Source organism: Orenia metallireducens (genome assembly GCF_003001995.1).
Taxonomy (GTDB): domain Bacteria; phylum Bacillota; class Halanaerobiia; order Halobacteroidales; family Halobacteroidaceae; genus Orenia; species Orenia metallireducens_B.
The window spans coordinates 1-17,237 of sequence record NZ_PVNB01000027.1 but is presented as its reverse complement, the minus strand read 5'-3'; the positions used below and the strand labels follow the sequence as shown (position 1 = coordinate 17,237).

At 30.4% G+C, this 17,237-nt stretch carries 24 protein-coding genes; 10 read left to right on the top strand and 14 right to left on the bottom strand.

Annotated features, from left to right (window positions below; translation table 11 throughout):
• From BX659_RS15160 to BX659_RS15110, 11 genes are read right to left on the bottom strand one after another with little or no spacing between them, the layout of a single operon-like run.
• Positions 1-828, bottom strand: coding sequence for a 2-amino-3,7-dideoxy-D-threo-hept-6-ulosonate synthase (locus BX659_RS15160; protein WP_097019120.1), 828 nt, complete (start codon positions 826-828; stop codon positions 1-3).
• Between the two features lie 17 nt (positions 829-845).
• Positions 846-1,628, bottom strand: a complete 783-nt coding sequence (locus tag BX659_RS15155) for an alpha/beta fold hydrolase (protein ID WP_097019119.1) — start codon at positions 1,626-1,628, stop codon at positions 846-848.
• Entirely contained in the window at positions 1,621-2,106 is a 486-nt protein-coding gene (locus BX659_RS15150; RefSeq protein WP_097019118.1) for an SRPBCC family protein, read from the bottom strand. The genes BX659_RS15155 and BX659_RS15150 overlap by 8 nt, the downstream gene beginning before the upstream one ends.
• Before the next feature lie 13 nt (positions 2,107-2,119).
• The gene (locus BX659_RS15145) at positions 2,120-2,941 is read right to left on the bottom strand and encodes a cyclase family protein (protein WP_097019117.1); all 822 of its coding nucleotides are present in this window, start codon (positions 2,939-2,941) and stop codon (positions 2,120-2,122) included.
• Positions 2,928-3,236, bottom strand: coding sequence for a carboxymuconolactone decarboxylase family protein (locus BX659_RS15140; RefSeq protein ID WP_097019116.1), 309 nt, complete (start codon positions 3,234-3,236; stop codon positions 2,928-2,930). The genes BX659_RS15145 and BX659_RS15140 overlap by 14 nt, the downstream gene beginning before the upstream one ends.
• A 13-nt stretch (positions 3,237-3,249) precedes the next feature.
• Positions 3,250-3,639, bottom strand: coding sequence for a cupin domain-containing protein (locus BX659_RS15135; RefSeq protein WP_097019115.1), 390 nt, complete (start codon positions 3,637-3,639; stop codon positions 3,250-3,252).
• Between the two features lie 2 nt (positions 3,640-3,641).
• A complete protein-coding gene (locus BX659_RS15130) occupies positions 3,642-5,183 on the bottom strand; it encodes an AMP-binding protein (RefSeq protein ID WP_097019114.1) in 1,542 nt (513 codons plus the stop codon).
• A 29-nt stretch (positions 5,184-5,212) separates the two neighbouring features.
• Complete coding sequence (locus tag BX659_RS15125) at positions 5,213-5,824, bottom strand: class I SAM-dependent methyltransferase (RefSeq protein WP_097019113.1); 612 nt, start codon at positions 5,822-5,824, stop codon at positions 5,213-5,215.
• Positions 5,825-5,836: 12 nt separating this feature from the next.
• Positions 5,837-6,061 (bottom strand): hypothetical protein, encoded by a 225-nt coding sequence (locus tag BX659_RS15120; RefSeq protein ID WP_097019112.1) that lies wholly within the window; start codon positions 6,059-6,061, stop codon positions 5,837-5,839.
• A 19-nt stretch (positions 6,062-6,080) separates the two neighbouring features.
• Positions 6,081-7,271 carry a beta-ketoacyl-[acyl-carrier-protein] synthase family protein gene (locus BX659_RS15115; protein ID WP_097019111.1) on the bottom strand — a complete coding sequence of 397 codons (1,191 nt, stop codon included), beginning with the start codon at positions 7,269-7,271 and terminating at the stop codon, positions 6,081-6,083.
• Between the two features lie 4 nt (positions 7,272-7,275).
• Positions 7,276-8,547 carry a beta-ketoacyl-[acyl-carrier-protein] synthase family protein gene (locus BX659_RS15110; RefSeq protein ID WP_172431980.1) on the bottom strand — a complete coding sequence of 424 codons (1,272 nt, stop codon included), beginning with the start codon at positions 8,545-8,547 and terminating at the stop codon, positions 7,276-7,278.
• A 286-nt stretch (positions 8,548-8,833) separates the two neighbouring features.
• On the opposite strand from BX659_RS15110, the gene BX659_RS15105 reads away from it, so the two are divergent.
• Complete coding sequence (locus tag BX659_RS15105) at positions 8,834-9,565, top strand: LytTR family transcriptional regulator DNA-binding domain-containing protein (RefSeq protein WP_097019109.1); 732 nt, start codon at positions 8,834-8,836, stop codon at positions 9,563-9,565.
• A 533-nt stretch (positions 9,566-10,098) separates the two neighbouring features.
• Here BX659_RS15105 and BX659_RS15100 read toward each other — a convergent pair.
• The gene (locus tag BX659_RS15100; RefSeq protein ID WP_253250793.1) at positions 10,099-10,548 is read right to left on the bottom strand and encodes a universal stress protein; all 450 of its coding nucleotides are present in this window, start codon (positions 10,546-10,548) and stop codon (positions 10,099-10,101) included.
• A 745-nt stretch (positions 10,549-11,293) separates the two neighbouring features.
• Between BX659_RS15100 and BX659_RS15095 the strand changes: the two genes are divergently transcribed.
• The 8 genes from BX659_RS15095 (at position 11,294) to BX659_RS15065 (ending at position 15,413) form a co-directional block, all read left to right on the top strand.
• Positions 11,294-12,427 carry a hypothetical protein gene (locus BX659_RS15095; protein ID WP_097019107.1) on the top strand — a complete coding sequence of 378 codons (1,134 nt, stop codon included), beginning with the start codon at positions 11,294-11,296 and terminating at the stop codon, positions 12,425-12,427.
• A 446-nt stretch (positions 12,428-12,873) separates the two neighbouring features.
• Positions 12,874-13,011: a hypothetical protein gene (locus BX659_RS19090; RefSeq protein ID WP_181186448.1), complete on the top strand. Its 138-nt coding sequence runs from the start codon at positions 12,874-12,876 to the stop codon at positions 13,009-13,011.
• Positions 13,002-13,187 (top strand): hypothetical protein, encoded by a 186-nt coding sequence (locus BX659_RS19085; RefSeq protein WP_181186447.1) that lies wholly within the window; start codon positions 13,002-13,004, stop codon positions 13,185-13,187. Before BX659_RS19090 ends, BX659_RS19085 begins: the two co-directional genes overlap by 10 nt.
• A 312-nt stretch (positions 13,188-13,499) precedes the next feature.
• Positions 13,500-13,973: a hypothetical protein gene (locus BX659_RS15085; RefSeq protein WP_097019105.1), complete on the top strand. Its 474-nt coding sequence runs from the start codon at positions 13,500-13,502 to the stop codon at positions 13,971-13,973.
• 220 nt (positions 13,974-14,193) lie between these two features.
• The gene (locus BX659_RS15080; RefSeq protein ID WP_097019104.1) at positions 14,194-14,553 is read left to right on the top strand and encodes a helix-turn-helix domain-containing protein; all 360 of its coding nucleotides are present in this window, start codon (positions 14,194-14,196) and stop codon (positions 14,551-14,553) included.
• 38 nt (positions 14,554-14,591) lie between these two features.
• Complete coding sequence (locus BX659_RS15075; protein ID WP_097019103.1) at positions 14,592-14,702, top strand: sigma factor-like helix-turn-helix DNA-binding protein; 111 nt, start codon at positions 14,592-14,594, stop codon at positions 14,700-14,702.
• A gap of 24 nt (positions 14,703-14,726) precedes the next feature.
• A complete protein-coding gene (locus tag BX659_RS15070; RefSeq protein ID WP_097019102.1) occupies positions 14,727-14,954 on the top strand; it encodes a BhlA/UviB family holin-like peptide in 228 nt (75 codons plus the stop codon).
• Between the two features lie 114 nt (positions 14,955-15,068).
• Positions 15,069-15,413 carry a hypothetical protein gene (locus BX659_RS15065; RefSeq protein ID WP_097019101.1) on the top strand — a complete coding sequence of 115 codons (345 nt, stop codon included), beginning with the start codon at positions 15,069-15,071 and terminating at the stop codon, positions 15,411-15,413.
• A 271-nt stretch (positions 15,414-15,684) separates the two neighbouring features.
• On the opposite strand, the gene BX659_RS19495 is transcribed toward BX659_RS15065, so the two are convergent.
• Entirely contained in the window at positions 15,685-15,810 is a 126-nt protein-coding gene (locus tag BX659_RS19495; RefSeq protein WP_258176153.1) for a hypothetical protein, read from the bottom strand.
• Positions 15,811-16,333: 523 nt separating this feature from the next.
• Here BX659_RS19495 and BX659_RS15060 point away from each other — a divergent pair.
• On the top strand, positions 16,334-16,825 hold the full coding sequence (locus tag BX659_RS15060; RefSeq protein WP_097019100.1) for a hypothetical protein: 492 nt from the start codon (positions 16,334-16,336) through the stop codon (positions 16,823-16,825).
• Positions 16,826-16,854: 29 nt separating this feature from the next.
• Here the strand turns inward: BX659_RS15060 and BX659_RS15055 are convergent.
• The coding region (locus tag BX659_RS15055) for a DUF4879 domain-containing protein (RefSeq protein ID WP_146129057.1) at positions 16,855-17,237 on the bottom strand (383 nt) is incomplete at its 5' end.

The window sequence follows — 17,237 nt, the reverse complement described above, 5'->3', positions numbered from 1 at the left end:
TTAAATAGTCTGTTCTCTTATTTTATTCTTCTTTATATAATTATTAAGCTCTCCAAAAGCACGTTGGGCTGACCAGCTTTCATGTACGATTTTAGAGATACAATAGCTTATCATCTCTGGATAGTAGTCATTGAAGATATTTCTTCCTATAGCTACTCCAGCAGCACCTGCTGTAATAGCATCTGCCACCATATTAAAAAGATCTATAGTATTTGTCATTTTAGGACCACCAGATATTAAGATAGGTACTTTAGAGTCAGCTGTTATCTGGCTAAAAGTATTGATAGTTCCTGTATAATTACATTTTATAATATCAGCACCTAATTCTAAGGCCACTCTAGCAGCATGTTCAATTTTTTGACTATTGTAAGCGTCATCTTCACTGGCAATATAGGCCATTACCATTAAAGGCATTCTTTTCATAAAACATTCTTTGGCGGTATTTGCCACAAATTGAATTTGCTCAGCTTCAAAAGCTGATCCAAAGTTGATATGTATACTTACAGCATCTGCACCTAAATACAGCGCTTCATCTACACTACATACAGAAACTTTATTCTGAATATCCCTTCCCAAAGCTGTAGAAGCATTTAGATGGACTATAAGTCCAGTAGCTGCTTTTAATGCCTTGTAAGATTTTTGTAAAATACCTTTGTGTAAGATGACTCCATTAACACCACCTTGCTGTACTTTTTTTATACAGGACTCTATATTTCTTAGCTCACCGATAGGACCAAGGGTTATCCCATGGTCCATAGGAACAATAACTGTTTTATTACTTTCTGATGGAAATATCCTTTTTAAACGTAACTCTTTGCCAACGCTCATAGTATATACTCCCGCCTCTATAGTTTTTGTAAAAAAGCTTCTAAATATCTAAAAACCCCTGAAGGATTTTCTATAATTAGATTATGCCCTGCATTGCTGACAAACTTTAGCGCTGAGTTCTCTATAGCTTGATGAATTTTTTTAGAATGTCTATAAGATATCACTTTATCTTCTTTTGATGTTATCAGTAGACAGGGTTGCTTTATCTGGCATAAATTATCTCTTATATCCCAACCATCACAAGATTCTAAATCTTGTTGAATAGTCTTTAAGGGAATATTATAAAAGTCTAAAGTAAACTTTTTAATTAGCTGTTTACTGCTATTCTCACTAAAGCCTCGTCTTATTGCTTCTAAGGGATACTTCCCTGCTTTTATTGCTTCTAATAAGTACGAGCTTGCTCTAAAATATGAGAATGATGAGATAGCAACTAAAGCTTGATAGCAATTACTATGATTTAATAAACTTGCTAATCCTATAGCCCCTCCCATAGAGTGTCCAATGTAGATTACTGGTAGCTTAAGCTCTAGTTGATCTAATAGCTCTGCTATCTTATTAGAAAAGTCCTCTACAGAAGAGTTAGCTATATTAGCTGATTGGCTATAACCAGGACGATTAATTATAATAATCGGATACTGATTATCTAATAACTTAATCAGTGGCAACCACTGTTCTGCTGTTGCACCAATACCATGTACAAATAAGAGGATTGGTTTTGATAAATCTTTAAATAATTCTTTATTATTATAGCCCCAGGATAATAAAGAACCATTGATATAGCTTTTAGTCCATTTAATCATAATTCCACTCTTTACTAGTCGCTGCTAGCTCTTTCTCTATTGCTTCTTTAACAGCTTTCATTTGAATTCTTGTACTATGATTAAGATAAGATTCCATTCGATAACTACTCCAAGAACATTTCTCATCAAGTTCAAACTCTTGAATCCATTTCATTAAAACTCCAGTATTTTGAGGGAGTACTTCATATTTCCAATTGATATGCATATATGTGAAAGGATATAAAGGATCTAGTCTTTTAGCTTTAGCTGTTAAATTATCTTTATCTATATATCTTTCTGATACCCACGATTTAACCTCACCTTTTTGATTAGGAAATTTGGTTAGTCGAAACTTAATATAGCCATCCTTTTCTTCTAAAATATCTACCTTTTCATATTCAGTAAATAACTGTGGCCATTTGGAGATATTATTACTTAAGTTAAAAATCTTCTTTACATTACCTTCAACAATAATACTATTTTCTGTATAGCCCTTCATAAAAAAACCTCCCTTAATTAACGATAGCTACTACCCGACTCCAACTAGCATCTGCCCCTTTAATTGGGATAGGAAAGCAACATAGTTTAAAACCTGTACTTGGTAAAGCACCTAAGTTTTTTAAGCGCTCTATATGGACATACTCTTTCTTTCTACCATAAAAATGTGCTGGCCATAATAGATTCTCTTCTTTTGTCTCCATAAATCGATTTAGCATTATAGGAAAAGGTAGATCGAAACTATAAGCATCAATTCCTATTAGTTTAACTCCATTATTTACAAGATAAGCTGTAGCTTCTTCTGACATTCCACAAGCCTGAGTAAAATATTCTTTACTCCCCCACTTCTCAGCAGTTCCTGTCCAGATCAATACGATATCTTTCTCTTTTAACTGATAGTTTATTTTAGCAAGAGCTTCTTTAATATCTTTTGCTGTAATAGCCTTGCCTGGTTTGATATGCCTTAAATCTAGACAGATACCATCACCATAAAAGAGATCTAAAGGTAATTGATCAATGGTTTTAGCTGGTTTACCTTCACATAATGGTCCAAAATGATAGGGTGAATCGATATGGGTCCCCATATGAGTTGATAATGTAACCTTATCTTGAGTGATAAACATTGATTGAGGAAAGTCCTTGGCACTAATCTTTCTTTTTCCAATTAATATTTTTAAGAAGGCAGCTGCCTTCTTAAAAATATTCTTCTCCCTCTTTAAATGAGCTCGCCAAGCTATTAATTTGGCTCCTTTTTTATGGGAGATACGTTTATGTTTGATTTTCATTGGTTCTGAAGGGGTATTCTCAATTATTACAGATAAATCAATTAGCTTCATAAACTAATTCCCCCAAGACTTCTAAGGCGACTTCAATAGAAGTATTTACTTTAGATATTCCCATAACAGGGAGGGCAAAAATTATAGCTGAGATCACTTCATTTTTAGATGCCCCTTCTGTTAAGGCTCTTTCTACATGGGTTTTTAACCCTCGCTTGCTACCTTCAGCAACAAAGATACCAATAAGTATCAATTCTTTTGTCTTTTTATCTAATTGTGAATACTGAGTAATCTCTTCTGTTAACTTAAAGAAGCTGTCTGTTACTCTAGGAACTTCTTGAATCATCTTTTGCATAATGTCTTCCTCCTTAAGCCTTATTTTGATGTCCTTGGCTAGGTGTTGGTGCTAAAGGGGCTGAAGAAAAGATAACCTGTAATTCTACATCTCCTGTATTTTCTACCCAATGTTCAACACCTTGAGGTACTCTAACAGCCATACCTTCCTCAAATTCTATCGATTCATCTCCAGCTAAATGAAGAGTACCTTGACCTTGAATTACATAAAAGCACTCTTCACTATATGAATGTACATGAGCTAACACCTTTTCATTTACTGGGGTCTTACCCAAACCCATAATTAAATTTTTATTTCCAGTATTTTTTGGTGATAATAAAACATGAATTTCTCCTCCTTTATCTAATAAAGGAGTGTTTTCTTTTAAACTCATTGCGATCTTCTCTTCTTGATAATAACTCATAATTATCCCCCTTTAACTGTTAAATTAATATATTTATCATCTAAATGAACTCTTTTTATCTTATTAGTAGCTCCTCTAGGAATTTGTGATATATAATGAAAGATCTTTGGGGCTTTAAAATGCTCTAATCTCTGCTTTAAGAAAGATTTTATCTTGATGGTAATCTCCTTAGATGCTTCTACTTCTTCATCTAAAACCAAGTATGCAACAACACAAGAGACTTCATAATCACTTTTTCCTTCTATTACAAAAGCTTCTTTGACCCAGGGAGAGCTTAGAAGGGTTTGCTCTACTTGTTGAGCATTAACCCAACGCCCATTTACTTTAAAAGTATCCTTAGAACGCCCTTCGTACCAAAGAAATCCATCTTGATCTTCTCTAAATCTATCACCAGTCTTCAAATAACCCTTATAAAAATGATCTTTGCATAACTGATTATCTTTTAAATATCCTGGAGTTACTGTATCACCTGCTACTAATAAATTCCCAATTTCACCACAAGGAACTTCTTGGTTAAATTCATCAACTATCTTTACATTAAATCCTTGTACAACTTTACCAGTACTACCTATTTTTTTGGTCTCTGGGGTATTTGATATAAAGGTTGTTAGGGTTTCAGTTGTCCCCAAACCATCTATTATCCCCATCCCAAATTTCTTATACCATCTCTGCCATAATTGATCTAACAGCCTTTCTCCAGCACTTACAAATAAACGTACAGATTGAAAATTCACCTTCTTAATCTCTGATATCCTTAATAAGGCATCATAAATAGCTGGAACAGCTAGAAAAACTGTTGGTTGATACTTATTAATATTATTAATGATTTCAGAAAGATTTTCTGCAGAGCTAACAATTGAGCTAGCTCCTACAGAAAAGGTATTAAAGGTAGAATTGCCTAAACCATAAGAATGGCTCATTTTAGAAACAGAATAAATTATATCATCTTCTTTTAAGCCTAAAGTTCCTTGGGCATAATATTGGGTGCATTCTTTAAGGCCAATATGCTGATGCATAACAATTTTAGTTAAACCACTACTCCCTGATGTACAGATACCAAAAGCAAGATCTTCTTTGGAGGTTGTAGACTGTAATCTTCTGGGATTCAATTCCTCTAATTCCTTAATTTCTAAATATTCTATGTAGATTTGATCAACTGAATCTTTTAATTTAGATAATTCCTCTTTATTGTTCTGATGAGTAATCAATAATTTAATATTTGAATTTTTAATAATATAATCAATCTCTTTTAAAGAAAATTTAGGATTAATTAAGATTGGAACAATCCCTCTTATCATAGCCCCCCAAAATGAGTAGATTAATTCAGGACAATCATTTAAGATAATTCCAATAGGTTGACCTTTTTTAATCCCCCTATTACTTAGCATCTGTCCATATTGTTTAACTAAGTTAAATAGCTGTTTATATGTATAAGCTTTGTCCTTATAGTAAAAGGCAGTCTTATCCTGTTTACTTTGTTGAATATTGGACTGATAGATAAGATAGTCTGCAGCATTAAATAAATTATTATCTTGATTAGTCATATCTTGAGTCACCACTTTATTATTGCTTATTATTTTTTATACCAAATTGTAAACCAACCAATTGGCTTTGAATAACGCTTAGTTGAAAAGGATAAGACTCGTTCCATATGTTCTAATTTAAATTTTTGGTGAAATGATTCAATCATATCATCACTTGAAATTCTTTTTGGTTGTGGTCCTCCTGGGATCATGTCAGAAAAACACCTTAGAATAAACATTCCATTTGGCTTAAGGTATTTGGTTACCTTACTAACATAAGTTTCTCTTTCAGCCTCAGTCATATGGTGATAACACCCATGATCTGTAATAATATCAAATTCTTCATCAAATAAATCACTTTCTAATAAATCCTTTTGTATGAAATTAACATTAGTTCCATACAAATTAGCTAAATTTTTTCCAACATTAATAGCTTCTTCTGATAAATCCATTGCTGTTACATTCATTCCACGTACTGCTAAAAAAACAGCTTCAGTACCTAATCCACATCCTAATTCTAGTATTTTAGAACCTGCTTTTATCTGACCTTCATAAACCATACTCACTAATTCTGGTTCGGCAGTCCCTGCTGTCCAATCTAGTTGAGCAGGTGCTTTATCGGCATATACATTTGTATAATAATTAACTGTTGCTTCATTCATTTAACTTTCCCCCTAAGCTATTTTATTTTTTTGAATAAGTTTGTATAATTCTCCTAAAGTCATATCTTCACTAATTTCTAAATCTATATTATAGTTCTTTTTTATCTCCAAAATAAAATCTACCATTTCTAATGAATCCAATATATCCCCATGAATATATGCATTATCCTCTATCTCATCCTCTTCTATTCCTAAGTCGATAAAATATTGCTTAATAAACTCCTTAAATTTAGTCATAAACATCATCCTCTCTTTTCTAATTTATATTTTCTAAAACAAAGGATAAATTAACTCCTTTTCTAGAAGAAGCATTAACTAATATGGAATTAATCTCTCTTTGTCTAGGAAAATCCTCTTTATATTCTAAATTTTTATAAATACTATTTGGAATTTTCTCTTCTTGCATTACTAATAAGGCAGTTAAAATATCTGTAGGTGTTGAAGCTCCATATAAATGGCCTGTTAATTTTTTAGGTGTTATAATTTCTATTTGATCTCCAAATATCTTTTTTATAGCTGTTAATTCTCTTTTATCACTTACAACATTTCCATTACCTTCTGGAACAATAAGTCCTATCTCTTTTGAAGTTTTACCACTTTTAACAAGAGCTTTATTCATACACTTCTCTAAACTGCTTGAATCTTTAGCATTACCAACAGTCATAGCCCATCCTGTTAGTTCACCATAAATAGTAGCTTTACGTTGAAGAGCCTTCTCATATTCCTCTAAAACTAAGATAGTACTCCCTTCACCTAAGACTATGCCAGTAGAATTTTCATCAAAGGGTAAAGAAGCTCTTGTTATATCAGTACTTATAGACAGCTCCCCACTTTCATGGTAACAAATTGTACCAAAAGGTGATAAAGGAGCTTCTGTTCCTCCAATTAAAGCTAAATCATTTTTACCATTTATTATAGATTGCAGACCAAAATATAAAGCTGATGCTCCACTTACTCGATCAGCTATAAAGGTTTTACTAAATCCCTTTATCCCATGTTCTATAGATATATATCCCTGAGCAGCTGTAGGAAACCAAGCAGTGGCTTGCCATGGATTGACATATTCTGGTCCATCATTATATAACTCTTTAAAACCACGCTCACAAATCTCCCAGCCTCCTGAGTTATTACCAATAAAGACACCACAACGATTGCTATTTTCTTGCGAAATATCAATAGCTGCATCTGCTAATGCCATTTTAGTTGCTGCTAAGGCATAATGGGTAAAAGTATCTGTTTTAACCATAGTCCGTTTAACTACATATTTACTAATATCCAAATCATTAATCTGTCCAGCTATTTTAATAGGTGTATTAGTGGTATCAAAACGAGTAATTTTCTCTATACCTGATATATTTTGGTCTATGCTATTCCAAAACTCTTTCTTTCCAATCCCACAGGGATTGACAGTACCTACTCCTGTAATTACAACTCTTCTTTTATTCACAGATTTACCTCTTTTCTTGATATTTTCTAAAGACCCCTACTGAATGAATTCCACCAAAACCACTTGCTGTTACCATCCCAGTTTTAACTTTCTTCTTAAGGACATTTTGTGGAACATAGTTAAGATCACAACTTTCATCAGCTATTTCCAAATGTGCAGTTGGATGAACCTTTTCATAGATAAAGCTACCTATAGTTGATATAACCCCCATCATGCTAGCTGAAGATAGGGAATGTCCAATCATAGATTTAGTCGAACTTATAGGTATTTGATAAGCTTCTTTAGCAAAAGCAGATTTAAATGCATTAGTTTCATATAAGTCATTTTGTTTTGTGGAGCTGCCATGGGCATTGATATAGTCAATATCAGAGGTAGTTAACTCACCTTCTGTAAGTGCTTGTTTTATTACATTTACCATAGGAGTAGCATCTCCTGATAAATTAGTCATATGATAAGCATTATTATTACTAGCATAAGATAGCACTTCACCATATATAGTTGCATTTCTAGCTAAGGCATGTCCAAGTTCTTCTAATACTAAACAAGCACTACCTTCACTGATCACAAAACCAGCACGAGTCTTGTCAAAGGGTCTAGACCTAGTATGTGGCTCTCCTTTGGCTACAGATAAAGCATTAATAATATCCAAAGTTGCATATGTTATCTCTGTTAGTGGAGCTTCAGATGCTCCTGCAAGCATTACCTTAACATCTCCTGACTTTATAGCTTCATAAGACATGCCTATAGCATCTAAGCCTGCTGTACATCCTGTAGAGATAGAGGTACATATATTAGTAAAATTATATTCATTAGCCAATAAGATCGCAGGATAATTGATCATACCTGCATTATAAAAATGCTCACCTACAGCTTGATAAACTAAATCATTCTTTCCTTGGTTGCTTAAATCTCTGTATATTTTTTCGATTGTAGGTGTACCTCCAATGGCTGAAGAAAATATAAGCCCAACATCATCTCCACAGATGGAATTTCTAGAGATTGCAGAATCTTTTAATGCTTCTACACCAGCTGCCACACCGTATTGGATAAAATCAGCTTGTCCTTTTGCTTCTTGTCTTAGTGAACCTTTAGGCAGAAAGTCATCAATGTTAAAATCATTAATTGTGCAATTAACAGTTGAATTTATCCCCATGTTAACCATTAAGGGATCTTCTTTAATAAAGGATTTACCTGAAAATAAATTATTCCAGTACTCTTCTTTTCTATTACCATTTGGTGCAATTATTCCAATTCCTGTTATAACAACTCTTTTCATAAAAACACCTACTCTCATATTTTTACCTAAATTAAATTTTTCTATTTTCCTTTTAATTTATTTTTAATCTCTTATTTTCAATTTTACCAATCATTTCTAGAAAATCAAATACATATTTTGGGTTTTATGTATATTTTATCATCTTAATTTCTCTTTTAAGGGTTTTTATGCAGTGAATGGTTGTTATTATTATGTAAATAATTTGCAAAAAAACTTTTATACCTAACAATATAGTAATATAATAATATTTAGTTTTTATTGAAAAAAAATATATAGGAGTGATAAAATGGCAGATATTCTAATATGTGATTATGACGAGCAAAATCTAGACCTTGTAAAAAATGAATTGGTTAAGAATTCTTTTGCAAAAACAATTTATACTTCTCAAAGTCTAAAAAAAGCTATTCAAATAGTTAAAAAAAATGATATAGATATATCTATTTTTATTATTTCTACCTCAGATATTGATAAATATATAGAAACTATGAATATAATCAAACATAATGATCAAAATATAAAATTTATAGTTATATCAAAACCAGATTTACTTTCACAAGAGATACTTGATATTAATCCATATGATTATATGATTAAACCAATTAACTTTAAAAGATTAAATAATAATATTAAAGATTTATCTAAAAGAACTAAAAGTAATTATGAATTAAATATAAAGGGACAACTCATAATAAACTATAATAAACAATTATACTTTATTAACTTAGAAGATATTATTTTTATTGAAAAACATAATAAGCTAGCTATAATTCATACTGAAAATAAAAAATTTAAGATTTATGAGTCACTAAAAAATATTGAAAGAGTATTAGATAACAGTTTCTTTAGAACACATCGCTCTTATATAGTTAATCTCAAGAAAATATCACATATAACTTGTTATAATAGTAATTCATATTTGATCTTCTTTAATACTTATAATAAAGAAGCTTTTATCAGTCTCTCAAAATATAAGTTATTAAAGAAATTCCTAACTTCCCATAAATTAACATTTATTTGATTCTAAAATCAACTCTAATTATAAAAATATAAAGGTAGCTTGCTTCTATATGAACAAGTTACCTTTATTATCGAGTAATCCTTATTGTATTGTTTATAATTGTTAATATCTTTTTTGTTTGTTGTAGAAATTATTGAAGTATCAATAGTGTACAAGAATGATTAGATGGAGAGGAGCAAAAGCAGTTATACTCTATAGGTGAAAAGAAGATTTTCAGAAAGTAGCAAATACTAAGCCAGAGAATAAAGATAACAATAAAATTAACAATACTTATAACAATAAGTTTTACAATAAAGACAAGAACACTACTAAGAAGAATAAAAGTATAATAGCAGAGAGGACAGATCAGGACAAGTCTTTTATTGTTGAAGAAGCATTGAAATTTTTATTTGCCAATGCAGAGATCAAGTAGTTAAGTAAATAGGTTAAAGCCTAGGATATTTATCCTAGACTTTATTGTTTTAATATCAGAAATAATCAAGATAATAAGATCAAACTTAATATAAGTAATGATATATCTTAGCTATCTTTGATTATTTTACAACTAGGACTGATATTTTGGAATGACGAACAATTTTTTCAGTGGTACTTCCTAATAAAATATTTTTCATACTACTGTTTTCTTTATCTGCAACAACTATTAAGTCAAACTCGTTCTCTTTAGCATATTGACAGATATCTTGGGCAGGATAATTTCCCTCTTTAACTATTCTTTTGGTTTGTAAGCCTTGTTTACCTAAAGTGAGCTCACATTGTCCATAAACCATACTGCATGTTTCTAAAGCTTTTTTTGTTGCCTGTTTTCTCTTTTCCATAAGTTCATTCTCTTTATTATATTCTTCTAAAGAGGTTATCAGTTTCTGTTCAGGAGTTAATATAGTTAAAAATGTAACCTCTCCTTTACATAATAAAGCCATTTCTTGAGCTTTTTGTGCTACCTTAGAGCAACTATCTGATCCATTAATAGCTACTAATATTTTCATAATTTAAATCTACCTTCCTTTCATTAATATATTTTAATCATATCTTCATTATTGCCACTATTTTCAAAAGCTTTGTGGCTATTTACTAGCTTTTTAGATGATTAGTATATTAAAAAACCTACTACTAGATATAGCTTTTTAAATATCTAAATAGTAGGCTCTTATTTATTTTATTATTGACTATTATAGCCTTATATTCAATCGTACTGGTTATATAAGAAATATAAATTATAGTTAGTTATTTTTACATAAGTTTATTTTTGCTTAAATTATGTAAAGTCTTATTATATTATTAGTATATTATAATTTCTCAATTGAAGAAATAGTCAAAATATATGAATAAAAGAAAGATATAGAGAGATTTTTAGACAAACTGCACTAAATTAATAGCATATGCTGATCTAGCCAGTTTACATTCAAACCATTAAGCTAAAAGCAAAGAAGTTGACTAATTAAAATTTTTACTATATAATTAGGACAAGTTTACTTCGTTTTTGAACAAATACATACAAAAAACTAAAAACACCGTGCGCCAACACGGAGTTTTTAAAATAGGTTTCCTAAAATACCACCAAGTATTTAAACCTTAAATATCACAAGGTTTCCCTTGTAAATAGTATCAAATTTGTACCTTTATGATACCATAGAGGTACAGATATTGTCAAGAGGTTAATTGTTGTTAAAAATTGACAAAGGGTATTTAAGTTTAGGAAACCTGCTCAAAATATTGGGGAGGTTGTTTTTTATGTCAATTATTGAAAAACTACAGGAAGAGATTAAGAATATAGTTAATCAAAAGCAACTGATTAATTTTCAAAGTAGATTAAGTAACTTAAGAGAAGCAGATAAAATCAGTTCTAAAGCTGCTAAAGAACTATCGGTAGCAGCAAGGGATTATTTGGAGTTTATAGAGGATTATCAGCAATCTAAAACTAACAGTGGACAGTCAGAGATGGAAGCTCAACAAGCTGAAGCTATAGATTATAGCCAGTATACAGATTTAGAATTGGTGGAGGATGGTGCTTTTATGCCATTTTTAGAGTACCAATTTAAGATACAGTGGAATCACCAGATGACTCAGACAATGTTTAATGTCTATTATGCGTTATGTTATTATGCTAATAGTGTAGGTGAGGTTAGCGGTCAAGCTACTCAAGATATAGCAGAGTTTATCGGACATAGCTCGGACTCTAAGGTGGTAGAGGCCATTAGTAAGCTAGAAGAAGCCAAGTTAATTATAGTTAATCGTCAGGATATTATTAACTCCTATGTTATTACTGGCTACAAAAAAGCCTTTATTAAAAGTGGTAAAGGGGCTTATAATCTGCCTTTGGAGATGTTTAGAAAGCTACAGAACTATAACCTTAAGCATTACCGCTTAGTCTGGTATCTAGTAGCTCATAAACATCATATGCCTAACAATACAGGGAAAACTGGCATTAAACAAACTACATTGAAGAATATCACTAATGCGGTCAGCTATAAGGAGCTGCGTCAATTGATTCAGGATTTGGCTGGAGTAATCTTTGAAACTGTAGATAATTTCTGGACTAAGATTAAACGGGTATTGATGAAGTCTCTTAGATTAACCTTTAATTTCATCCAATTAGGAATCGGAATTGTAGAGGATACTATTGAAGAAGTGGAAAGTCATCATCTTTATGAAAGGGTTAAATCTCTTCTAGTTAATATGAGAATTGATAGTACTAAGAAAAATATTAAGAAGGTAATTAAGAAGACTGGAGGTATCTCCGAATTTGTGTTTAATGAAGTTGAAAACTTATCTAAATTGCCCCATATCTTTTCAAAATATAATACAGTTAATTGCTTGTTAAAGCTCTTAGAGAGCAAAGATCAGGCGTTGCGAGTTAAAAGTTAAGAATTGATAGTTATTAATTTTTAACTCAACTATCAAGGGAGTAGTCTGTCCTTTTTTGGTTAATAATTATAGATTTGAGGATAATTATAGCTGTTTTTAGCTATGGTTATCCTTTTTTTGTTTTAATTGTAAATTTATGGTTAAGAGTGAGCCTGTTAAGTGTTTTTGGCAGTAAAAATTCTTATAGAGAGGTTAAAGCTATACTTAATATTTATCTTCTCTTTAAAATCTTTTTATGTAAAAGAGAATAGCTATAGGTATTGGAGTTATAGTAATTAGTGAGAGGTAAGTTCAATTAAAATTAGTAAGTAAATACTTAAAATTAGTGAGATATTGATTGAAATTAGAGTTAAGATTAGAAGGATTGCTTGATTAGATTCAACTTTATATTCTATATACTACTTTACAGGTTTGACTATGCTAAGGAGGTTCAACCTGATAATTTTATGGGTTTTTTAAAGGCATCTTGTCAGAGTGGTCATTATTCTAGTGCTGAGTTAGAAAAGAAAGCCAAGGAAGAAGAGTTAGCTAAGAGAAAAGAAGAAGAACAGAGAAAGAGAAGAATGCTAAAGAGATGGCTGTAGAGAGGTATGAAATGTTAACAGAGAAAGAGCTAGAGAAGTATAATCAGGAGTATGAGAAGATGACGGAAGTGGTGCCAGAGAAGTTCAGACCTAATAAAGAGGATTTTATAATTGGAGCTTTAGAGGATAAGTTTAAGGAGGAATTAAAAGGAGTCCTAATGGCAATGGATGATTGAGAGTAAATATTTATGTATAAGAGTATATATGTATTTATTGATATACATAAAAGTTAAAAAGAAGTATATTAAATACTTGTTTGCCCCAATAAACTCTTCTTGTCGGAGAGTTGTAATTATTACTGCTGGTATTGGCAGTAATGATTATAGCTTGGAGTCTAATGATAAGAAAAGGCAAACAAAGAGTAATAAAGTTAAAATTTTTGTTAAATCTGTTTATTCAATTTAATAATTAATATTTGACTATTAATACAAAAATTATATAATATAACTAGTGTTATTTGTAAAAATATAAAAAAGGAGGAAAATAAAATGCAAGTAAGTGCCGTTAATTCTCAAGTGAATTATTATCAAAAAAAAATAATAAACAATAATAATCAAAAATTTAATATTAAAGACAATATTGATAATTCAAAAAAGACAGATAATAGAGTAGCTAATCCAGATATTTGGGACGAGTTATCTAAAGAATATGATATTACTAACATGTCTTTTGATGATTTGAAAGTTGTTTGTAATAAACTATTGGATGCTAAACAAATTTCTCCTAAGAAATTTGGACAATTAATTATATATCCAGAGATGATGGAAATAGCACAAGCAAAACAAGGATATAAAGTAAAACCTTTTTTAACTTCAACAAAAAATGAGGGGAACTGGAAAGAAGAAAAAATAAATTGGCTAGAGGAATTTGAAGCTGAAGCAGAACAACAAAAGCAATTTGGTTGTATGTCCGGATATGATAGTTATAAAAAAAACATCGATGTTTTTAAAAAAATATTATAGAGATAAAAGAGCTCCTGTCTAGACAGGAGCTCTTTTATCTCTATTGAATAATTATATAATTTGAATAAAATCCATTTGAATATTCAAATTTTCCTGATTCATATCCGGTAAGATCCCATTGTTTAAATACACTATCCATATATCCATCACCATTAGTATCAATAAGTTTGTTAGTAGGTGATTTACCAAAAGTAAAGTTCTACAAAAGGAGAGGTTATACTTGATTAAGTTAATAAAGGAAGCTAAAAAAGGTGATAAGGATTCCTTGATGGAGCTTTTAAGTCGATTTAAGCCACTAATTAAAAAGTATAGCAATGAATTAAAGTATGAAGAAGCTGAGACTGATTTGATTATCTCTTTCATTACAATAATTAAGACTCTTAAAATAAAAGAAATAGATCATGAAGGGCAGGCTATCAATTACATATATGTGTCATTAAAACATAAAAAGATAGATCTATTCAGAAAACATGTACAAGGAGTTCAAGAGGAATGTGAAATAAATTTAGATATAGTAGCAGATAAGAGTATTCCCGAAAAAGAGGATAAAATTTTAACCAAAAATTACCAACACTGTTAACTGACTTACAAAGAAAGATCTTAAAAGCAAAGTTTCTTATGGGCTATTCAGAAGATGAGATAGGAAAGAGATTGCATATTTCTAGACAAGCTGTTAATAGAGCCAAAAATCGAGCCTTAGATAGGATTCGAAAATATTTAGCTTTATAGCAATTGAATAAGGTGGTGAACTTAATGGAAAGTAAAGTATTAGACTTGGCTTTGTCTCAAGGAATATGGGCAGTATTAGCAGTTGTTCTTATCTTCTATATCTTAAAGGCTCAAGAAAAGAGAGATTTAAAGCAAGAAGAAAGGGAAGAGAAATACCAAAATATAATTACTCAACTTACTGATAAGCTAAATATTGTAGAGATTATGAAGGATGATTTGAATGAAATCAAAGATTATCTATACAAAAATTAAAAAAATAAAAATTTCAGGTTTACAAATCATTTGCTAAGTACGTTGTTATTAAGTGTAAGACAAAACAACCGGTTGGATTAAAATTTATAAAAAAATTAAAAGGAGGAAATAATTATGGCTACAAATAATAAAACTGTAATTGAATATGATGATGAAGCTATAAGAAGGGCTTATGAGGAAGAAACTGGATTTCCCTTAACAACAGGTTCTGCTTTTAGTGATGCTGTTATTAGTGGAGTAATTAGTACTCTATTAACAAATTCAACTACAGGTGGGATCGCTATTGGTGCATTTTTCGGACTTATGCAAGATGCAGCTAATTCCAGAAAAAATTTATTTAAAAGAGCTTTAGTGGAATTAGGTAAAGGTTATGATGTTACTCTAGTATGTACTATAGAACCAAACACAAACAGTAATTATCCTGCAGCATATGTAGAATGGAAATTATTTTATCATTAAAAAATAGCAACGAAAGCAAAAAGCTTTCGTTGCTATTTCTTTATTAAAAATTTCTCTACATAAGGTTTTGCTATTATTATTATTATAACTGCTAAAGGATTTAAAATTAATCTAGATTTAATATATTTACTAAGTGGATAAATAATAATTGTACATAAAGTAATTAAAATTATCCAAAGCATAATAGTATTTAAAAGTTTTTTCAAAATATCACCTCTACACAGATTAGAAAATGAAATTCTTCTCTCTAAATAATATTAGTACATTACAATTAAGCAGAAAATAATTTCTCAGTAATAATTATGAAAATTATAGCTGTTATTACCATACCTATAACAGAGATTATCTTATATTGTTTAATAATAGCTTTACTAGGATCACTTTGCTCATCAAACATTCATATCCTACTAACCTAAAAAGATTTAACAGGGTTTTTGAAAGTATAGAAAAACATTAGAAATAAAATAAGAGATAAATAGCTCTCCAAATGATTTATTCATTAAACTCTCCTCCTTATCATTAGTTTTATTTTAACATATTATCATAGATATGGATAATAATTATTTATTGGAAAAACAACAACAATTCGATTAGACTAAGTAATTTTTCATTTAACTTTATGGCACATTAATCTCACTCATAAGGTAGAGAATATCAAGGGTGGGTGCGGAGTGAAATAAGTAAGGTCAGAGGCGGGTTTTCTCTGATCTTTCTGATGCTGTAATTATTACTGCTGGTCTTTGCTGGAATGATTATAGCTTGGAGGCTAATGATAAGAAAAGGCAAACAAAGATTAATAAAGTTAAAATTTTCGTTATACCTGTTTATTCCATTCAATAATTAATATTTGACTATTAATACAAAAATTATATAATATAACTAGTGTTATTTGTAAAAATATTAAAAAGGAGGAAGATAAAATGCAAGTAAGTGCTGTTAATTCTCAAGTAAATTATTATCAGAAGGATAAAATTAATAATAATAGAGTAAATAAAGAAACTAATATAAAAAATATTATCAATGAATCTCAATCAGAGAATAAGAATGTAACTGATTCTCCAACTATAGAGGAAATATCTAAAAAATACGATATTACTAATGCTACTTTTGATGAATTTCGTAAAATATCTAAAGCACTATGTGATAATGGCAAAATATCTAAGTCCACTTATGCAATTATGATTTTTAATCCAGAAGAATCTTCCCATTGGAAGGAATTTACCAAAAATATTCCTAATGCAAGTTATTTTAGGACTAAAGCAGATAGTCATGGCAGGAGGAATTGGATTGAAGAATTTGAAGCTGTACTAGAAGGTTCTAGAAGGGCAGGTAACCTATTAGGAACTAAAGTTAATCAAAAAATACTTAATGCTTTAAAAGAACTTAATTATAATCAAAAATCGAAGGATTAATCCTTCGATTCTTGATTATAAGTAAGGTTTTATTTAATATAAATCCAATCAGACATTGTATTCCATGGGTAATTAGTTGATGTATTTTCATAAGTAAACTTACCATGTTCATAACCAGTTACATCCCACCAATAATACCAGCCATCAATTATATTATCACCATTAGGATCATATTTTCGAGAATAAACGGATGACAAAGTACTACCGTTCATTTTAGCAATTCTGTTATCCCCATAGCCTACCTCTAATGTAACAATATATAATGGGGTTCCGCCATGGTCATGGTTTGTAGAAAGTAAATTAGGATCGTTATAAACATATTCATACCCACCATACTGAGCGGAATATACAGCATAAACTTGTAAATATGTTAATCCTGAAGCTGGTGATTGTGCTGTAACTTCACCTTCAT